General features: G+C 65.5%; 15 protein-coding genes. 8 read left to right on the plus strand and 7 right to left on the minus strand.

What is annotated here, in order from left to right; translation table 11 throughout:
- Nucleotides 1–19 precede the first annotated feature (19 nt).
- A complete protein-coding gene (topA, locus tag I5E68_RS12550; RefSeq protein ID WP_197164171.1) occupies nucleotides 20–2,680 on the minus strand; it encodes a type I DNA topoisomerase in 2,661 nt (886 codons plus the stop codon).
- 115 nt (nucleotides 2,681–2,795) lie between these two features.
- On the opposite strand from topA, the gene I5E68_RS12555 reads away from it, so the two are divergent.
- A complete protein-coding gene (locus I5E68_RS12555) occupies nucleotides 2,796–3,440 on the plus strand; it encodes a hypothetical protein (protein ID WP_197164172.1) in 645 nt (214 codons plus the stop codon).
- On the opposite strand, the gene dprA is transcribed toward I5E68_RS12555, so the two are convergent.
- The gene (dprA, locus tag I5E68_RS12560; RefSeq protein WP_323982160.1) at nucleotides 3,424–4,575 is read right to left on the minus strand and encodes a DNA-processing protein DprA; all 1,152 of its coding nucleotides are present in this window, start codon (nucleotides 4,573–4,575) and stop codon (nucleotides 3,424–3,426) included. The two genes, I5E68_RS12555 and dprA, sit on opposite strands and share 17 nt — an antisense overlap.
- A gap of 142 nt (nucleotides 4,576–4,717) precedes the next feature.
- Entirely contained in the window at nucleotides 4,718–5,335 is a 618-nt protein-coding gene (plsY, locus tag I5E68_RS12565) for a glycerol-3-phosphate 1-O-acyltransferase PlsY (protein WP_197164174.1), read from the minus strand.
- Between the two features lie 131 nt (nucleotides 5,336–5,466).
- Between plsY and murI the strand changes: the two genes are divergently transcribed.
- The 3 genes from murI (at nucleotide 5,467) to I5E68_RS12580 (ending at nucleotide 9,156) form a co-directional block, all read left to right on the plus strand.
- Nucleotides 5,467–6,324 carry a glutamate racemase gene (gene murI, locus I5E68_RS12570; RefSeq protein WP_197164175.1) on the plus strand — a complete coding sequence of 286 codons (858 nt, stop codon included), beginning with the start codon at nucleotides 5,467–5,469 and terminating at the stop codon, nucleotides 6,322–6,324.
- A gap of 360 nt (nucleotides 6,325–6,684) precedes the next feature.
- Nucleotides 6,685–7,899, plus strand: a complete 1,215-nt coding sequence (gene hemA, locus I5E68_RS12575; RefSeq protein ID WP_197164176.1) for a 5-aminolevulinate synthase — start codon at nucleotides 6,685–6,687, stop codon at nucleotides 7,897–7,899.
- A gap of 156 nt (nucleotides 7,900–8,055) precedes the next feature.
- Nucleotides 8,056–9,156 carry an NADH:flavin oxidoreductase/NADH oxidase gene (locus I5E68_RS12580; protein ID WP_197164177.1) on the plus strand — a complete coding sequence of 367 codons (1,101 nt, stop codon included), beginning with the start codon at nucleotides 8,056–8,058 and terminating at the stop codon, nucleotides 9,154–9,156.
- Between the two features lie 124 nt (nucleotides 9,157–9,280).
- Here I5E68_RS12580 and I5E68_RS12585 read toward each other — a convergent pair whose 3' ends face one another.
- From I5E68_RS12585 to I5E68_RS12595, 3 genes are all read right to left on the minus strand, one after another.
- Complete coding sequence (locus I5E68_RS12585; RefSeq protein WP_197164178.1) at nucleotides 9,281–10,510, minus strand: type III PLP-dependent enzyme domain-containing protein; 1,230 nt, start codon at nucleotides 10,508–10,510, stop codon at nucleotides 9,281–9,283.
- Between the two features lie 369 nt (nucleotides 10,511–10,879).
- The gene (locus I5E68_RS12590; RefSeq protein WP_197164180.1) at nucleotides 10,880–12,082 is read right to left on the minus strand and encodes a carboxynorspermidine decarboxylase; all 1,203 of its coding nucleotides are present in this window, start codon (nucleotides 12,080–12,082) and stop codon (nucleotides 10,880–10,882) included.
- Between the two features lie 140 nt (nucleotides 12,083–12,222).
- Nucleotides 12,223–13,434: a saccharopine dehydrogenase family protein gene (locus I5E68_RS12595; protein WP_197164181.1), complete on the minus strand. Its 1,212-nt coding sequence runs from the start codon at nucleotides 13,432–13,434 to the stop codon at nucleotides 12,223–12,225.
- Nucleotides 13,435–13,633: 199 nt separating this feature from the next.
- Here I5E68_RS12595 and I5E68_RS12600 point away from each other — a divergent pair, with 199 nt between their 5' ends.
- From I5E68_RS12600 to I5E68_RS12615, 4 genes are read left to right on the plus strand one after another with little or no spacing between them, the layout of a single operon-like run.
- On the plus strand, nucleotides 13,634–14,869 hold the full coding sequence (locus tag I5E68_RS12600; protein WP_323982161.1) for a BtaA family protein: 1,236 nt from the start codon (nucleotides 13,634–13,636) through the stop codon (nucleotides 14,867–14,869).
- A gap of 7 nt (nucleotides 14,870–14,876) precedes the next feature.
- Nucleotides 14,877–15,521, plus strand: coding sequence for a class I SAM-dependent methyltransferase (locus I5E68_RS12605; protein ID WP_228726965.1), 645 nt, complete (start codon nucleotides 14,877–14,879; stop codon nucleotides 15,519–15,521).
- A gap of 16 nt (nucleotides 15,522–15,537) precedes the next feature.
- Nucleotides 15,538–16,515: a threonine ammonia-lyase gene (locus I5E68_RS12610; RefSeq protein WP_197164182.1), complete on the plus strand. Its 978-nt coding sequence runs from the start codon at nucleotides 15,538–15,540 to the stop codon at nucleotides 16,513–16,515.
- A 20-nt stretch (nucleotides 16,516–16,535) separates the two neighbouring features.
- Nucleotides 16,536–16,790: a hypothetical protein gene (locus I5E68_RS12615; protein WP_197164183.1), complete on the plus strand. Its 255-nt coding sequence runs from the start codon at nucleotides 16,536–16,538 to the stop codon at nucleotides 16,788–16,790.
- A gap of 241 nt (nucleotides 16,791–17,031) precedes the next feature.
- On the opposite strand, the gene recA is transcribed toward I5E68_RS12615, so the two are convergent.
- Nucleotides 17,032–18,105: a recombinase RecA gene (gene recA / locus I5E68_RS12620; RefSeq protein ID WP_197164184.1), complete on the minus strand. Its 1,074-nt coding sequence runs from the start codon at nucleotides 18,103–18,105 to the stop codon at nucleotides 17,032–17,034.
- Nucleotides 18,106–18,157 lie beyond the last annotated feature (52 nt).

The following is an 18,157-nucleotide window of genomic DNA, read 5'->3' on the forward strand; positions in this document are numbered from 1 at the left end:
CGCCGGGATCGCGCCGTGATCAGGCGTCCCAGGGCACGTCGTCGCCCTGATCGGCGTGGGCATCGGCTGCCTTCTTGGCCGGAGCCTTCTTTGCGGAGGTCTTCTTAGCCGCGGCCTTCTTCGCCGGAGCCTTCTTGGCGCCAGCCTTGGCCTCGCCGTCTTCCGACTTCTTGGCGGCAGCCTTCTTGGCAGGTGCCTTCTTCTTCGCGGGCGCCTTCTTCTTGCCCTTGGGCGGCCCCTTGGCGGCCTTGGCATCGATCAGCGCGATGGCCTCGGCTTCGGTCAGGTCCTCGGGCTTGGCATCGCGCGGAAGCGTGGCGTTGTAGGTTCCATCGGTCACGTAAGGCCCGTAGCGGCCCGACATGACCTTCATCTCCCCGCCGCTGACGGGGTGATTGCCCAGCACCTTGATCGGCTCTGCCTTGGTGCGACCACCGCCCCTGCCCGCCGCAGCCTCGGCGAGGATCGAGACCGCCGCGTTCATGCCCGTCTCGAACACGTCCGCGGTCGTCTTCAGCTTCCCATACTTGCCATTGTGCAGGAGGTATGGCCCGTAACGCCCGATATTCGCGACGATTTCCTCGCCCGTCTCGGGGTGCGTGCCGACCGTGCGGGGTAGGCTCAGCAGCTTGACCGCCCAGTCGAGATCGAGCTCGTCGATGTCCTTGGGGATCGAGGCGCGCTTGGCCTCCTTGCCCTCACCCAGCTGGATGTAGGGGCCGAAGCGACCGACCCTGCGGGTGATCTCCTCGCCGGTCTCGGGGTGCTTGCCCAGTTCCTGATCGTCGGCCTGCTCGCCGCTGGCGCCGGCCTGTGCGAATTTGCGGGTGAACTTGCATTCGGGATAGTTCGAGCAGGCGATGAACGCGCCGTAGCGCCCGCCGCGCAGCGAAAGCTGGCCCTCGCCGCACTTGGGGCAAAGGCGCGGGTCCGTACCGTCCTCCTTGGGCGGGAACAGGTAGTCCGAGAGGAACGTGTCGAGCTCGGCCGTCACTTCGGAGGGCTTCAGCTCCATGATCTCGTCGGACTTGGGCTTGAAGTCGCGCCAGAACGCCTCGAGCAGTTCCTTCCAGGCCTGACGACCGCCCGAGACGTCGTCGAGCTCGTCCTCCATCCCCGCGGTGAAGTCGTAGGCAACGTAGCGCTGGAAGAAGCGTTCGAGGAACGAGGTCAGCAGACGACCCGATTCCTCCGCAAAGAAGCGGTTCTTCTCGGTCCGCACGTAGTTGCGGTCCTTGAGCACCTGGATCGTCGCGGCGTAAGTCGAAGGACGGCCGATGCCCAGCTCCTCCAGCCGCTTGACGAGGCTGGCTTCGGAGAAGCGCGGCGGCGGCTGGGTGAAGTGCTGCTCGGCCGTGACGTCCTTCTTGGCGGGCATGTCGCCCGACTTCATGAAGGGCAGCAGGCCGCTGTCGTCGTCGTCCGACTTGTTGTCCTGGCCTTCCTCGTAGACCGCGAGAAAGCCCGGGAACTTCACCACCTGGCCCGAGGCGCGCAGCTCGTTGCGGCCCGTGCCGTCGCGCAGGGTGACGGTGGTGCGTTCCATCTGCGCCGAAGCCATCTGGCTCGCCATCGCGCGCTTGAAGATGAGGTCGTAGAGCCGCGCGGCATCGCCCGAGCCCAGCTTGTCCTTGGTGAAGTCGGTCGGGCGGATCGCCTCGTGGGCCTCCTGCGCGTTCTTCGCCTTGGTCTCGTAGTGACGCGGCTTGTCGGGCAGGAAGTGCGCGTCGTAGCGCTCGGCCACGGCCTTGCGGCAGTCCTGGATCGCACCGGGGTCCATCTGTACGCCGTCGGTACGCATGTAGGTGATCGCGCCCTGCTCGTAGAGCCCTTGCGCCACGCGCATGGTCTGGCTGGCCGAGAAGCCGAGCTTGCGCGCGGCCTCCTGCTGCAGCGTCGAGGTCGTGAACGGCGGCTGCGGGTTGCGGCGGTGCGGCTTGGTCTCGACACCCTCGACCTTGAAGGCGCCGTTCTCGACCGCCGCCTTGGCGCGCATCGCGATACCCTCGTCGCCGAGCGAGAGGCGATCGACCTTCTCGCCCTCGAACTGCACCAGCTTGGCGGTAAAGTCGGTGCCGTCGTGCGCCATGAGCGCTGCGACCGACCAGTATTCCTGCGGCTTGAATGCCTCGATCTCGCGCTCGCGATCGACGATGATGCGCAGCGCCACTGACTGCACGCGGCCCGCCGACTTGGCGCCGGGCAGCTTGCGCCAGAGCACCGGCGAGAGCGTGAAGCCGAACAGATAGTCGAGCGCGCGGCGCGCAAGGTAGGCGTCGATCAGGTCCTGATCGAGCTCGCGCGGCTCCTGCATCGCCTTGGTGACGGTGGCCTTGGTGATTGCGTTGAAAGTGACGCGCTCGACCTCCTTGGGCAGCGCGCGGCGCTTCTTGAGCAGTTCGAGAACGTGCCAGGAAATCGCCTCACCCTCGCGATCAGGGTCAGTCGCGAGGATCAGGCGGTCGGCTTCCTTGGCGTAATCGGTGATCGCGCGGACCTGCTTCTGCTTGTCGCCGTAAAGCTCCCAGTCCATCTCGAAGCCCTCGTCCGGGCGCACCGAGCCGTCCTTGGGCGGCAGGTCGCGAACGTGGCCGTAGCTGGCGAGCACCTTGTAGTCCTTGCCGAGATACTTCTCGATGGTCTTGGCCTTGGCGGGTGACTCGACGATAACAAGCTGCATTTCAGACTTTCTATAACCCCTCGCGTGCGTGCGCATGCACATACACGCGTATGTGTGTACGCATAGGGTGGGAATCACTGGGCCGCTTCGTCAAGCACCAAACGATGACGCGGCGATGGCACAGATGGAGACGGGGTTGGCAGCAGGCAAGATCGCGCGGCGGTTCGCGCGCTGGATCGTGGGGGCGCTCGGGGTAATCGTGCTGGGACCGGTGATCTGGGCAGCAGGAGGTGCAGCGTTCGTCTCGCTCGCCTACAGCGATGAGTGGGGGCGTGGTGAAAGCGCCAAGCTGCTTTTCGACGAAACCGGGATCGCCCGTAGCCAGCCTCCGATCAGGATGTATAACAGGGTCGACACGGGAGCAGACTTCTGGGCACCCGGTTGCGGCTATGACACCGTTGAACTGATCCCGGCCAAGACGCCCCAACGGCTCATCCTATACGCGCTTGGGTATATGCAGCATTGGTCTCTGGGAGATGAATGGAACGATGCCTACGCTGCTCGGCTAGGCAACGATCATTGGCAATTCACACTGGAATTCCTGCGCCGTTGCATGGCGAATTCCGCGCTCGCGCCGCTCTGCGCACGTCAGGCGGAGATATTCGTCTCGAATGCGCGGATCGCGGTCGGACAGACCGACTTCGTACCCTATTCCGAAAAGATCGGTCTGCGGCGTGAACTCATGTGCAACTGGCTCGACGGCATAGCGACACGCAAGGGCGTTCCCCTCGGCACGCGCAGTCCTAGCCCGATAGACTGACCCGCGCGCCCGCATGGCGCACCAGCCGCCCGGCCAGTTCCAGTTCGAGCAGCGCCAGCTGCACTGCGGCGGCACTTGCGCCGGTCTGGCGGATGAGTTCGTCGATGCCAAGCGGCGCGGTGGTGAGCAGGTCGGCGATCGCGGCGGGGGGCTCGTCCATCGGGCAAGCTCGCTCGTTCGCGTCAAGGTCGTCACCCCAGCCCTCGCCCGTCTCGCGGACATGGGATCGCGGCGTCCCGTCGAAGGCGCAGAGCAGTTCGCGCACGTCCTCGACCGACTGCACCAGCACCGCGCCGTCGCGGATGAGGCCATTGCAGCCGTGCGAGCGCGGATCGAGCGGGGAGCCGGGCACGGCCATGACCTCGCGCCCCATCTCGCCCGCCAGCCGCGCGGTGATGAGCGAACCCGAGCGCGGCGCGGCCTCGACCACCAGCGTGCCCGCGCAAAGCCCTGCAATGATGCGGTTGCGCGCGGGGAAATGGCGCGCGAGCGGCTCGGTGCCGGGCGGTTGCTCCGCCAGCAGCAGCCCGCCTTGCGCGATCTCCTCGTGCAGCTCGGTGTGTTCGGGGGGATAGGCGATGTCGATGCCGCTCGCGATCACGCCCACGGTCGCCCCGCCGGCTGCGAGGGCACCGCGATGCGCTGCGCCGTCGATCCCGCGTGCAAGCCCCGAGACGATGGTCAGCCCGGCTTCGGCAAGGTCATGGGCGAAGTCGCGCGCGATCTTGACCGCCGCCGCCGAGGCATTGCGCGCGCCGACCACCGCAAGACAGGGCCGCGCGGCGAGTGCAAGGTCACCGCGATAGGTAAGGATCGGAGGCGCTCCCTCGGCCATGGCGAGAAGCGCGGGATATTCGGGCGCATCGTGGAACAGGTAGCGCGCGCCGTTGCGGCGCACCTGCTCGACCTCGGCGCGGATGCGCTGCTCGGGCGCAGCCTCATAGCGCCTGCCGCCCCGCGCGGAAAGTTCGGGCAGCGCCTCGAGCGCGCTTACCGCATCGCCGAACCGCGCGAGAAGCTGGCGGTAGCTGACCGGGCCGATGTTGGGCGAGCGCAGCAGGCGGATGCGGGCAAAGGCTTCCTCGTGCGTGAGCGAAGGCTTCTTCTCGGCAAGACCGGCCTCGATGCCGCTCACGCCGCTGCGCCTTCTTGCTTTTCCGGCTCTAGCTTGTCCGGCCCTAGCTTGTCTGACGAAGCCCCCCAGCCTGCCATCATCCCCACTTGCCCCCGTCATTCGGGGAAGCGACCGGCCCCCTGCCCGTCGTCAGCCCCTGCTGTCACACCTTTCCGTCGGCTGCTTCGTCCCCTGCGTCCGTCTTGCCCGAACCGATCCTTGGTTCCGTCCCGGCGCGAAGCCGCGCGATGTTGGCGCGGTGCAAGTAGACCACGATCACCGCGATCAGGGCAAGTACGAGGCCCTCGGCCGTTGCGCCCAGAATGAAGGCAATCACGGGCGCGATGATCGCCGCGCACATGCCAGCGACCGAGGAGATGCGCACCAGCGCGAGCAGGCCGATCCAGGTCACCGCGTAGGCGAGGCCCACCGGCCAGGCGAGGCCAAAGGCAATGCCCGCGGTCGTCGCCACGCCCTTGCCACCGCGAAATTTCAGCCAGATCGGGAAGCAATGGCCGAGGAACGCGCCGAATGCGCCGTAGATCGCGCCTTCTGGCCAGAGCGCTGCAGCGATGAGCACGGCCGCGAGGCCCTTGAGCAGGTCGAGGAGCAGCGTTGCTGCGGCTAGCCCCTTGCGCCCGGTGCGCAGGACATTGGTCGCACCAATGTTGCCCGATCCGATCGAGCGCAAGTCGCCCGCCCCGAACAGCTTGGTCAGGATGAGGCCGAAGGGCACGGAGCCCAGCACGTAGCCGAGCGCGAGAGCGAGAATCCAATCCATGGCCCGCGCTTTAGCCGCTCGCAGCGCTTTGGCGAAGCCTTCCTGCGCCTCACCTGCGACAACTTGTCTCCTTGTGCGTTGCATCGCTCCCGGCCAGAGGGCACATCAGGACCGGGATACAGGGCAGGAACATGGCGACCGAGACGATCAGCGCGATACCACGGCAGGCCGCCAAGCCTGCGCAGACGGACGCGGTCGAGGCGAACGCGCCGATCCTGGTGTTCGATTCGGGCGTGGGCGGCCTGACCGTGCTCGAGGAAGTGCGCGCGTTGCTGCCGCAGGCACCAATCCTCTATGCAGCGGACACTGCCGGGCTGCCCTATGGCACCAAGACCGAGGCCCAGATCGCGGCCCGTGTGGCGGGGCTGCTGGGTCGCATGGCCGAGCGCTTTCGCCCGCGCCTCATCTGCATCGCCTGCAATACCGCCTCGACGATCGCGCTGGGCATGGTGCGCGAAGTGCTCGAAGTCCCGATCGTGGGCACCGTTCCGGCAATCAAGCCCGCCGCCGCGATGACGCGCAGCGGCGTGATCGGACTGCTCGGCACGCAGGCGACGATCCGGCAGGGCTACGTCGACCGGCTCGAGCACGAGTTCGCGCAGGGCAAGCGCCTGCTGCGCCACGGCGCGCCCGGTCTCGTCGGCGCGGCGGAGGCCAAGCTGCGCGGAGAGACTGTCGATCCGGCGGTGATCGCCGAAGCCGCCGAAGCGCTGCGCGCGATGCCCGGTGGAAGCGAGATCGACACGGTGGTGCTGGCCTGCACGCACTTCCCGCTGCTCGAGACCGAGCTGGCGAAGGCTTTCGGGCCCGGCGTGCAGTTCGTCCACGGTGCGCAGGGGATTGCACGGCAGGTGGCGCGGTTGGTCGAGGGACAGGGTTTCGAGCGCACCACCCCCGACCGGGCTCTGTTCACCGGACCTGCGGATTTCACGCAGGCCTATGGCAAGGCGCTTGCAGGCTATGGGCTCGATAGTGTCGCCCGGTTCTGAGAACTGCGGCGAATTGACCCGGATCAATGCCTTGCTTGGCTGCCTTGTGAGACCTGCCCGAGAACAAGAGCGACCCACAAAGTGAGACAGGCACGCGTCGATTGTTGCCAGCTGGCAACAATCGCATAATTTCGGACACTGCCTGCCTTGCCGTAAGCGGAGATCGCGATAACAGTATAAGGGACAAGCAACTGGCCATGCACCAAGGGATAATGTATTGCGCCGCGTAACACGGTAGAGTTCGGCCACAGACAATAAGGGTCGATGCCACGGCGTTAGTGGCACAGGATAGGCCGCTGAAGACAGTCCCGGCACCTGGATGGGCCGGGGTCTCGCAGCGAAATGCAGGACAAGGCTTTCGTGAACTACGAGCACATTTTCGACCAGGCGATCGAACGACTCCACTCCGAGGGTCGTTATCGTGTCTTCATCGACATCCTGCGCAACAAGGGCGCCTACCCCAACGCGCGCTGCTTTGCCGGGCACAACGGGCCCAAGCCGATCACCGTGTGGTGCTCGAACGACTATCTCGCCATGGGCCAGCACCCCAAGGTGATCGAGGCCATGGAAGAGGCGCTGCACGACGTGGGCGCCGGTTCGGGCGGCACCCGCAACATTGGCGGCAACACCCATTACCACATCGAGCTGGAACGCGAGCTGGCCGACCTTCACGGCAAGGAAGGCGCGCTGCTGTTCACTTCGGGCTATGTCTCGAACGACGCCACGCTCTCGACGCTGGCCAAGCTGCTGCCGGGCTGCGTGATCTTCTCGGACGAGCTCAACCACGCCTCGATGATCGCAGGTATCCGCAACTCGGGCTGCGAGAAGAAGATCTTCCGCCACAACGACCTCGCGCACCTCGAGGAGCTTCTGGCCGAGACCGATCCCGCGCTGCCCAAGCTGATCGCCTTCGAGTCGGTCTACTCAATGGACGCAGACGTCGCGCCGGTCCACGAGATCTGCGACCTCGCGGACAAGTACAACGCGCTGACCTACATCGACGAGGTCCATGCGGTCGGCATGTACGGCCCGCGCGGCGGCGGCATCACCGACCGCGACGAAGCCGCGCACCGCATCGACATCATCGAGGGTACGCTGGGCAAGGCCTTCGGCGTGATGGGCGGCTACATCGCGGCCGACCAGAAGATCATCGACTGCATCCGCTCCTATGCGCCGGGCTTCATCTTCACCACCTCGCTCTCGCCGGTGCTGGTCGCGGGCGTGCTCGCATCGGTCAAGCACCTCAAGAGCTCGAGCGAGGAACGCGAGGCTCAGCAGCGCTCGGCCGCGATGATGAAGGCCAAGTTCCGCGAGGCCGGCCTGCCGGTGATGGATTCGACCACCCACATCGTCCCGCTCATGGTGGGCGATCCGGTCAAGGCCAAGAAGATCAGCGACATCCTGCTCGCCGAATATGGCGCCTACGTGCAGCCGATCAATTTCCCGACGGTCCCGCGCGGCAAGGAGCGTCTGCGCTTCACGCCGGGCCCTGCCCATACCGAGGACATGATGACCGATCTCACCAATGCGCTGGTCGAGATCTGGGAACGGCTGGAAATGCGCAAGGCCGCCTGAGCCTTCACCAGCGCCAAGAAATTCTATCGATGACGAGACCCGGGAACCACATCCCGGGTCTTTTCATGTGGGCGGGCCGACCCCACTTGCATGTTGCGTTGCAGCGCGCGGGTTTCCCGTCCGCTCTCCCCCCGCAACACTGACAAGCGAGTAACCATGGCCAAGCTGTTCGAGCCGATCACCCTCGGCGACCTCACCCTCGACAACCGCATCGTCATCGCCCCGATGTGTATGTATTCAGCGAAAGATGGCCAGATGACCGACTGGCACGCGATGCACCTTGGCCAGCTTGCCCAGTCCGGTGCCGGCGTGCTGACCATCGAGGCGACAGCGGTGACCCCGGAGGGGCGTATTTCTTACGGCGACGTGGGCCTATGGGACGATGCCACCGAGGCGGCGATGGCCAAGGTGCTCGAACAGGTGCGCCGCTGGTCCGACATGCCGATCGCGATCCAGCTCGGTCATGCCGGGCGCAAGGCCAGCACCGAGAAGCCCTGGGATGGCGGCGCGCACATCACGCCCGACCAGCCCAACGGCTGGCAGACCGTCTCTGCCTCGGACATTCCTTTCGAGGCACACGAAACACCGCCTGTCGCGCTCGACAGCGCAGGTCTTGCGCGACTGCGCGATGCCTTCGGTGAAGCTGCGCACCGTGCCGCGCGGCTGGGTATCGACGCGGTGCAGATCCACGGCGCCCACGGCTACCTGCTGCACCAGTTCCTCTCGCCGCTCTCGAACCAGCGCACCGACCAGTACGGCGGCAGCCTCGAGAACCGCATGCGTTTCCCGCTCGAGGTCTTCGACGCGGTGCGTGCCGCCTTTCCGGCCGAGAAGCCCGTGACGATGCGCATCTCGGGCACCGACTGGGTCGAAGGCGGCTGGGATATCGAGCAGTCCATCGCTTTCTCCCGCGAACTCGAAAAGCGCGGGGTCTCGGCGATGCACATCTCCTCGGGCGGCCTGCACGTCGACCAGAAGATTCCGGTAGGCCCCAACTATCAGGTCCCCCTCGCCCGCGCGGTGAAGGAGGCGGTGAACGTGCCGGTGATCGCGGTAGGCCTGATCACCGAGGCCGAGCAGGCCGAGGCGATCGTCGCGACCGGCGATGCCGACATGGTCGGGGTCGCGCGCACGGTCCTCTACGATCCGCGCTGGCCCTGGCACGTCGCTGCCGCACTCGGCGCACAGGTCAAGGCAGCGCCGCAGTACATGCGCAGCCAGCCGCACGCCTACAAGGACCTGTTCCGCGCCGACTGACACGCGGCCCGAGCAAAAACAAGAAGCCCCGCCGGATATGCTCCGGCGGGGCTTTTTGTTTGTGGCCAACCTTCACGACACCATCACCCCGGCCTTGCCCGGTGTGACGATGTGCAGGCTCGGATCAGCGCAGCGAGACGACGTTGTCGGAGCTGCGCGGGTCCTGACGCTCGCCGGTGTAGAGGCTCGCCATCGGCTCGTCAGTGACGATCACGACCTCAGCCGAGCCGAAGCCGTTGAAGGCGGTCTTCATCGCAGCGCCATAGGCACCGAGCATGCCGACTTCGATCCAGTCACCCGCCTTGATCTCGCCGGGCAGCATGAACGGGCCTTCCATGAAGTCCGCATCGTCGCAGGTCGGGCCGTAGAACGAGAAGCTCTCCATTTCGGCAACGTCGATCGCGGCGCTTTCGTCGGACGGATTGCGCGGGATGTGACGCACCGGGAAGCGCCATGCGACATGCGCCGCATCGTAGAGCGCGCCGTAGGCACCGTCGTTGATGTAGAGCTCGTCACCGCGACGCTTCTCGACCTTGACGATCAGCGAGTTGTACTCGGCCGACAGCGCACGGCCGGGCTCGCACCACAGTTCGGCGTTGTAGGCGATCGGCAGCGACTCGAAGTGGCGATGGATGATCGCGAAGTAGTCCTCGAGCGGCGGCGGCTCCATGCCCGGGTACGACGAGGGGAACCCGCCGCCCACGTCGATCATGTCGATGACGACACCGGCATCGGCAATCGCTGCACGCGCGCGGTCGAGCGCCTGGACGTAAGCGAAGGGCGTCATCGCCTGGCTGCCGACGTGGAAACACACGCCCAGCCAGTCGGCGACCTGACGGGTCGACTGCAGCAGAGCACCGGCGTCGGCAAGGTCAATGCCGAACTTGCTGGCAAGGCTCAGCTCCGAATATTCGGACGAGACGCGAAGGCGCACGCACAGGCGCAGGTCACGCGCCTGATTGCCTTCGTCGTCGGTAGTCGCCGCGACGATCTTCTCGACTTCTTCCTGGGTATCCAGGCTGAAGGTGCGCACACCGTGCTTGAAATAGGCCTCGCGGATCGCGCTCGCGGTCTTGACCGGGTGCATGAAGCACAAGGTCGCCTCGGGCAGCACCGAACGCACCATGCGCACTTCGGTGATGGACGCGACGTCGTAATGCGTGATCCCGTTATCCCACAGGATCTGCACGAGATCCGGCGAGGGATTGGCCTTGACCGCGTAGAGCGACTTGCCCGGGAACTTCGTGGCGAAGAACTGGGCTGCGCGCGCCGCAGCATGCGGGCGGTTCAGGATGACGGGTTCGTCGGGCGCGAGTTCGCGCGCTACGGCCGGTGCGTCGAGATGTTGGAGCAATTCAAGGGACCCCCAGCGAAGATGTTAGCGACCAAAGCTGCCTTGCGGTGCGGAAGTCCCCATGGGGCAGCGAGGGGCGGATATAGGTTTGCGCAGACAAATCGCAAGGGAAAAACCTTGGATTTCACGAAAAGGTCACAAAAGTGATCCTTCGAGCGGCGCCCAGACCAACCAGCTTTAAAAATTCCTTTTAACTACAATCACTTAATCGTAAGCGATGGTTGCTACATAGCATTCCTGCGCTAACCCGCAAGCAAAGCGGCGCATCCGTAGTAACTGCGAGGCGCGAAAATGGCTTCGCGCCAAACGATTGCCATGGGATGGGCCGGGTAGCGGCCGCGATGAACGCCGGTTATCGGCGCGCACGCCTCAGCTCAAACGTCCCCGGAAATCCTCGTAGCCGAAGCTGCGGATGCATTCGAGCGAGTCGCTCTCCGAGTCCCACAGCCAGATCGAGGGGAGCGGCACCCCGTTGAAGGTCGTCGTCTTGACCATCGAGTAGTGCGCCTGATCGAGAAACGCGAAACGCGTGCCGGGCTGCGGCGGCTCGAGGAAGCGATAGTCGCCGATGACGTCGCCCGCGAGGCACGAAGGCCCGCCAAGGCGCACCGCACCGCCCTCGCCCTCGTCGATCATGCGATCGTCGGCTGCCGGAATCTCGCCCAGCATCGCTGGCCGGTAAGGCGCCTCGATCACGTCGGGCATGTGGCAGGTTGCCGAGACGTCGACAATGGCGACCGGCATGCCGTTCCAGCCCATATCGAGCACCGTGCCCACGAGAATGCCCGCATCGAGTGCGACCGCCTCGCCGGGTTCGATGTAGACCTGCGCTCCGGTATCCTCAGCCACGTCGGCGAGGAATTCCACGAGTTCGTCGCGCTGGTAGTCGGCACGCGTCACGTGGTGCCCGCCTCCCAGGTTGATCCACGAGAACTGGCCGAAATAGGGCTCGAGATAGTCGAACACCTTGTCCCATGTCCGCTCGAGCGGGCCGAAGTCCTGTTCACACAGATTGTGGAAGTGGATGCCGTCGATCATCTCCACGTGCTCTTCGGTAAGCTGGTCGATCGGAAAGCCGAGGCGCGAGTGCGGTGCGCTGGGATCGTACTTGGGCACCTCGCCCTCGGGATGCATCGGGTTGATGCGCAGGCCGATGTCGAAGTCCTCGCCGCGCGCGCGGGCCGCCTCGATGATCGCCCAGCAGCGCTCGATCTGCTGAGGCGAATTGAAGATCACGTGGTCCGAGAGACGCAGGATCTCGTCGAGCTCGTCAGGCTTGTAGGCGGCGCAGTAGGTCGCGATCTCGCCATCGTAGAACTCGCCGGCAAGGCGCGCTTCCCACAGTCCCGAAGTGCATACCCCGTCGAGGTACTCACCGATGATCGGCGCGGTCGACCACATCGAGAAGGCCTTGAGCGCGCCCAGTACCTTTGCGCCAGAGCGCTCGCCCACATCCTGCAGGATCTTGAGGTTCTCGCGCAGCTTCGCCGCATCGACCACGAAGGCGGGGCTGTCGACGCGCGACAGGTCGAAGTGGGCGAAGGCGCCCGGATCACCGGCTCTGGTTTCCATCGTGAACACCTAGCAAATATCGCCGCCCTCGCGAAGGCAGGGGCGGCGATGGTCTGTCATTAGAGAAAAGCGCTATGAGCCCCCGCTAGGCAGGGACTCAAGAGCGCAGGGCCTCGAGGGGGCATGCCCCCTCTTGCGCATCAGAACGGCAGCGGTTCGGCCAGTTCCTCGACGCTCCAGGGCAGGCCCTGCTCGCCGAGCATTGCGAGGAACGGATCGGGGTCGAACTGCTCCATGTTGAACACACCTTCTCCGGCCCACTTGCCGGTCAGCAGCATGGCTGCACCGACCATCGCCGGAACGCCGGTGGTGTAGGAAACGGCCTGGTTGCCGGTTTCCTCGAAGGCGTCCTCGTGGTCGCAGATGTTCTTGATGTAGAACGTCTTCTCACCCGAACCATCGAGTGCTTCGCCAGTCGCGATATCGCCGATGTTGGTCTTGCCCTTGGTGGTCGAGCCGAGCGAGCTGGGCTCGGGCAGCACGGCCTTGAGGAACTGCAGCGGCACGATCTCGACCCCGTTGTAGATCACCGGATCGATACGGGTCATGCCCACGTTCTGCAGCACGGTCAGGTGCTTGATGTACTCGTCACCGAAGGTCATCCAGAAGCGGCCGCGTTCCATCTCGGGCAGGAACTTGGCGAGGCTTTCCAGCTCCTCGTGGTACATCATGTACATGTTCTTGGGGCCGACGGCCTCGAAGTCGAAGGCCTGCTTGTTGGCCATCGCCGGGGTCTCGACGAACTGGCCGTTCTCCCAGTGACGCGCGGGCGCGGTCACTTCGCGGATGTTGATTTCCGGGTTGAAGTTGGTCGCGAAGGCCTGGCCGTGATCGCCGCCGTTGCAGTCGAGGATGTCGAGCAGGCGGATGGTCTTGAGCTTGTGCTTCTTGAGCCACATCGCGAAGACACTGGTCACGCCGGGGTCGAAGCCCGAGCCGAGCAGCGCGGTCAGGCCGGCTTCCTTGAACTTGTCTTGATAGGCCCACTGCCAGTGGTACTCGAACTTGGCCACGTCCTTGGGCTCGTAGTTCGCAGTGTCCATGTAGTTGACGCCGGTCGCCAGGCACGCGTCCATGATCGCGAGATCCTGATAGGGCAGCGCGAGATTGACGACGAGTTCGGGGCCGATCTGGCGGATCAGCGCGGAAGTCGCCTCCACGTCGTCGGCATCGATGGCATAGGTTTCGACCTTCACGCCAGTGCGGTCCATGACCGATTCGGCAATTGCCTCGCACTTCGACACCGTGCGGCTGGCGAGATGGATATCGCTGAAGATATCGGGATTCATGGCCATCTTGTGGACCGCGACCGAGCCGACGCCGCCTGCGCCGATCACCAGAACCTTGCTCACCGCTCTATCTCCTTCGCCCGAGCCTTGGGGAAAGCGCCGCATATAAGGTGCCTGTGTGACAACTCAACTCCCGCACCGCCTTCCCGCTGGCGATAACCCGATATCGCGCTGTCATAAACCGCCATCGAGACGTCATCGCCCGGTCACGCCGAGTGGGCAATGACGCTGGCGCGACAATCATCGTCAAAGGACCCGAGGCGTGATCCCCAGCAAGGCAGAGCCGAACAGCGGCGCAAGACTGATCGAAGGCGCCGTCGTGCGCGACACTGCGGGCCGCAGTGCGCGGCTGCTCGACAAGGCGTTCGCGCTCGCTTTCAAGGGACTGGTCTATGCGCAGATATGGGAAGACCCCGTGGCCGACATGGCAGCGCTGCAGATCACGCCTGAGAGCCGGATACTGACCATCGCCAGCGGCTCGTGCAATGCACTGAGCTACCTCACTGCCGATCCGGCCGCGATCACCTGCGTCGATCTCAACACCGCGCACGTCGCGCTCGGCAAGCTCAAGCTCGCCGCGATCCGCCATCTGACCGACTATGCGCACCTGCGCCGCTTCATCGCCGAGGCCGATCATCCCGACAACCTTGCGACATACCGCGAACGCCTCGCGCCGCACCTCGACGAGACGACCCGGCGTTACTGGGAAGGCCGCGATCTCGTAGGGCGCCAGCGTATCAGCGCCTTCACCCGCGGCATTTACAAGCAGGGCCTGCTCGGCAGCTTCATCGGCGCCGCGCACGTCGTCGCCCGGCTCTACAAGGTCGATCTGCGCGAATTGCTGGGTGCCGAGACGCTGGAGGACCAGCGCCGCGTGTTCGAAGAACGCCTCGCGCCCGTGTTCGAGCGCCGCCTCGTGCGCTGGCTGACCGACCACCCCGCCTCACTGTTCGGCCTCGGCATTCCCCCTGCGCAATACGACGCACTGGCGGGCGAGCGGCGGATGGCCGACGTGTTGCGCGCCCGTCTCGAAAAGCTCGCCTGCGACTTTCCGGTCAACGACAACTACTTTGCCTGGCAGGCCTTCTCGCGCGGCTATGGGCGCGAAAGCGGCGCTCCCCTGCCCCCGTACCTCCAGCAAGACAACCTGCCGGTGGTGCGCGAGCGGCTCGACCGGCTGGACATCCGCCATGGCAATTTCACCGAAGTACTGCGCCAGAGTGCGAGCGCATCCTTCGACCGGTATATCCTGCTCGACGCGCAGGACTGGATGAGCGACGAGCAGCTGACCGATCTGTGGACCCAGATCACCCGCACCGCGCGCCCCGGCTCGCGCGTCCTGTTCCGCACTGCCGCCGAACCTGACCTGCTGCCGGGCCGGGTTCCCGAGGGGCTCCTTGCGCAGTGGGACTATCGCGAGTCGGAATCGCGCCGCGCCACGCGCGACGATCGCAGCTCGATCTACGGCGGCGTCCATCTCTACGTACTCAAGGACTGAGACCGGCATGGCCAGCCACCCGCAACCCGGCGACCACGCCAGCCTGATGGACAAAGTCTATCGCTGGCAGCGCCCGATCTATGACGTCACGCGCAAGTACTACCTGTTCGGCCGCGACCGGCTGATCGGCGAGCTCGACGCCCGGGCGGGCATGGCCGTGCTCGAACTGGGCTGCGGGACTGGGCGCAATCTCGAACTGATCGCCAAAGCCTGGCCCGGTGCAAGGTTGTACGGGCTCGACATCTCGGCCGAGATGCTCAAGAGCGCGCGAGGGCGACTGGGTGGCAAAGGGCGGCTGGCGCTGGGCGATGCGACAGCCTTCGATGCGCAGGCGCTGTTCGAGCGGATCGGCTTTGACCGCATTGTCCTGTCCTATGCCGTCTCGATGATCCCCGACTGGCAGCGCGCCGTGCGCCGGGCTGCGGCCTCGCTGGTGCCGGGTGGCAGCCTGCAGGTCGTCGATTTCGGCCCTTGCGACGGACTGCCCGCCCCCTTGCGCGCCCTGCTCTACCGCTGGCTGGCTCGCTTTCACGTCGCGCCCCGGCTCGACCTGCCCGCCCTTGCCGCTGAAATCGCGCGCAATCACGGACTTGCCTGCGAGGTCGTGCGCGGCCCGCTCGGCTATTACCAGATGGTGCGCCTCTCGCGCTGAGGCTATGCCTGCGCGCATGACCGATTCCCCAATTCGCAAGCCGGGCGCCGAGGGCGTGGCTCTCGCTGCACGCAAGATCGCGCAGATCCTGCCGATGACGCCGCTGCTCCCGCTAGAGGTCGAAGGGCGTACCATCTGGTGCAAGGCCGAGAGCCTCCAGCCGGTGGGCGCGTTCAAAATCCGTGGCGCATGGCACCGCCTTACCGCTTTGACCGATCAAGAGCGCGCGGGCGGCGTGGTCGGCGTGTCGAGCGGCAATCATGCCCAGGGCGTGGCATGGGCCGCGCGCCGTCTCGCGATCACCGCGACGATCGTCATGCCCTGCGATGCACCTGCGGTGAAACTTGCCAACACACGTGCGCTCGGTGCCGAAGTCGTGCTCTACGACCGACCGGGCGGGGTCGACCGCGACGAAGTGGCTAGGCGCGAATGCGCGGCGCGCGGGGCGACGCTGGTCCACGCCTTCGGCGATCCCTGGGTGATCGAGGGTCAGGGCAGCGTCGGCATCGAGATCGCGGCGCAGATGGAGGCGCTGGGCCTCGGCGCGCCAGTCCAGATCGTCACCCCATGCGGTGGTGGCGGGCTGGCCGCAGGCCTCGCGCTCGCCTGCCCCGAGGCGCAGATCATCCCGGTAGAACCCGAAGGCTGGGACGATGTCTGCCGCAGTCTCGCGGCAGGCGAAATCGTCGCCGTTGGCCCGGGAGCTCCCGCGACTGCCTGCGATGCCCTGCAGACCCCGGCGACCTACCCGGTCAATTTCGAGGTTCTCAAGGCGCGCTGTGCCTTCGGGCTCGTCGCCACGCCTGCCGAAGTGCGCGCGGCGCAACGGCTTGCCTTCGAGAAGCTGCGCCTCGTCATCGAGCCGGGCGGCGCGGCTGCGCTTGCGGCGGTGCTCGCGGGCAAGGTCGAACTGACCGAGCGCGCCGCCGTTGTGCTCTCTGGCGGCAATACCGACGCGCAGGCCTTCGCCCGCGTCCTGACGCAAGCCGACTGAGCGGCAAGGGAGACAAGACGATGGACTTCAACGACCAGATCCGCCGCTATTTCGCGACAGATGATCTTGCCAGCCTCTCGCCCGCCGCGCTCGATGCCGGCATCGAGAAGATGAAGGTCGAATTCGGCCTGGAGACCGATCCGGGCCGCCGCTTCGCGCTATGGGCCCTGATGTTCATGCTCGGCGAAGCGCCCGACCTTGATGTCGCCTTCGAGGACGAGGCCGAACGCGAGGCCGCGCGCAACTTCATGGACATGATCGACAAGTCCGGCTGAGCCAGCGCCAGCCAAGCTTCAGGGCCGAGGCCCAAAGCAATAAGGGGCTGCGACAGTGATGCCGCAGCCCCTTATTGCTTTGCTTCGCCTGCCCATCGGCCATTGCCTCGGGTCAGGCACAAGGCTCCGGGCGAACCGCTAGCTTTGCCCGCCCCTTGCTGGTTCTCGCCTTCGCGAGGAAGACGAAGCGGGAGGATGCGAGGAAAACGGACTTTGCCGACCGCCCTCCCCGCCAATAGTCTTATTCGTCGTCTTCCGCCGAGGGACCGACCATCATTTCCTCGGAGAGGCCCGCGGTATGCGCGCGGATCGCCTTTTCGAGGCGGTCGCGCACTTCCGGGTTCTCGCGAAGGTAGTTCTTGGCGTTCTCGCGGCCCTGCCCGATGCGGATCGAATCGTAGCTGAACCACGAACCCGACTTCTCGACGATCCCGGCCTTGACGCCGAGGTCGAGAATCTCGCCGATCTTGGAGATGCCCTCACCGTACATGATGTCGAACTCGACCTGCTTGAACGGCGGTGCCACCTTGTTCTTGACCACCTTTACGCGGGTCGAGTTGCCGATGATGTCGTCGCGGTCCTTGATCTGGCCGGTGCGGCGGATGTCGAGGCGAACCGAGGCGTAGAACTTGAGCGCGTTGCCGCCCGTGGTCGTCTCGGGGTTACCGTACATGACGCCGATCTTCATGCGCAGCTGGTTGATGAAAATCACCATGCACTTCGAACGGTTGATCGAGCCGGTCAGCTTGCGCAGCGACTGGCTCATCAGACGGGCCTGCAGACCGACGTGGCTGTCGCCCATCTCGCCCTCGATCTCCGCACGCGGTACGAGCGCGGCGACCGAGTCGACCACCAGCACGTCAATTGCATTCGAGCGCACCAGCGTGTCGGTGATCTCGAGCGCCTGTTCACCGGTGTCGGGCTGCGAGACGATCAGTTCGTCGATATCGACGCCCAGCTTCTTGGCATAGACCGGGTCGAGCGCGTGTTCGGCGTCGATGAAGGCCGCGGTGCCGCCCGCCTTCTGCGCTTCGGCAATGCAATGCAGGGCCAGCGTGGTCTTGCCCGAGCTTTCCGGCCCGTAAACCTCGATCACGCGGCCCTTGGGCAAGCCGCCCACGCCCAGTGCGATGTCGAGCCCGAGCGAGCCGGTGGAGATCGCCTCGACCTGCATCGCCTCCTTCGAGCCGAGCTTCATCGCCGAGCCCTTGCCGAACGCGCGGTCGATCTGGGCGAGCGCGGCCTCGAGCGCCTTCTGACGGTCCATCGAATCCTTATCCTTGCCTTCCTGGATCAGCTTGAGCTGAGCAGCCATGAAACTTCCCCTTTGCTACTGAGCTGACCGCAAAGGTCAACGTTGCGGGGAG

It is taken from the genome of Novosphingobium aureum (genome assembly GCF_015865035.1).
GTDB classification, from domain to species: domain Bacteria; phylum Pseudomonadota; class Alphaproteobacteria; order Sphingomonadales; family Sphingomonadaceae; genus Novosphingobium; species Novosphingobium aureum.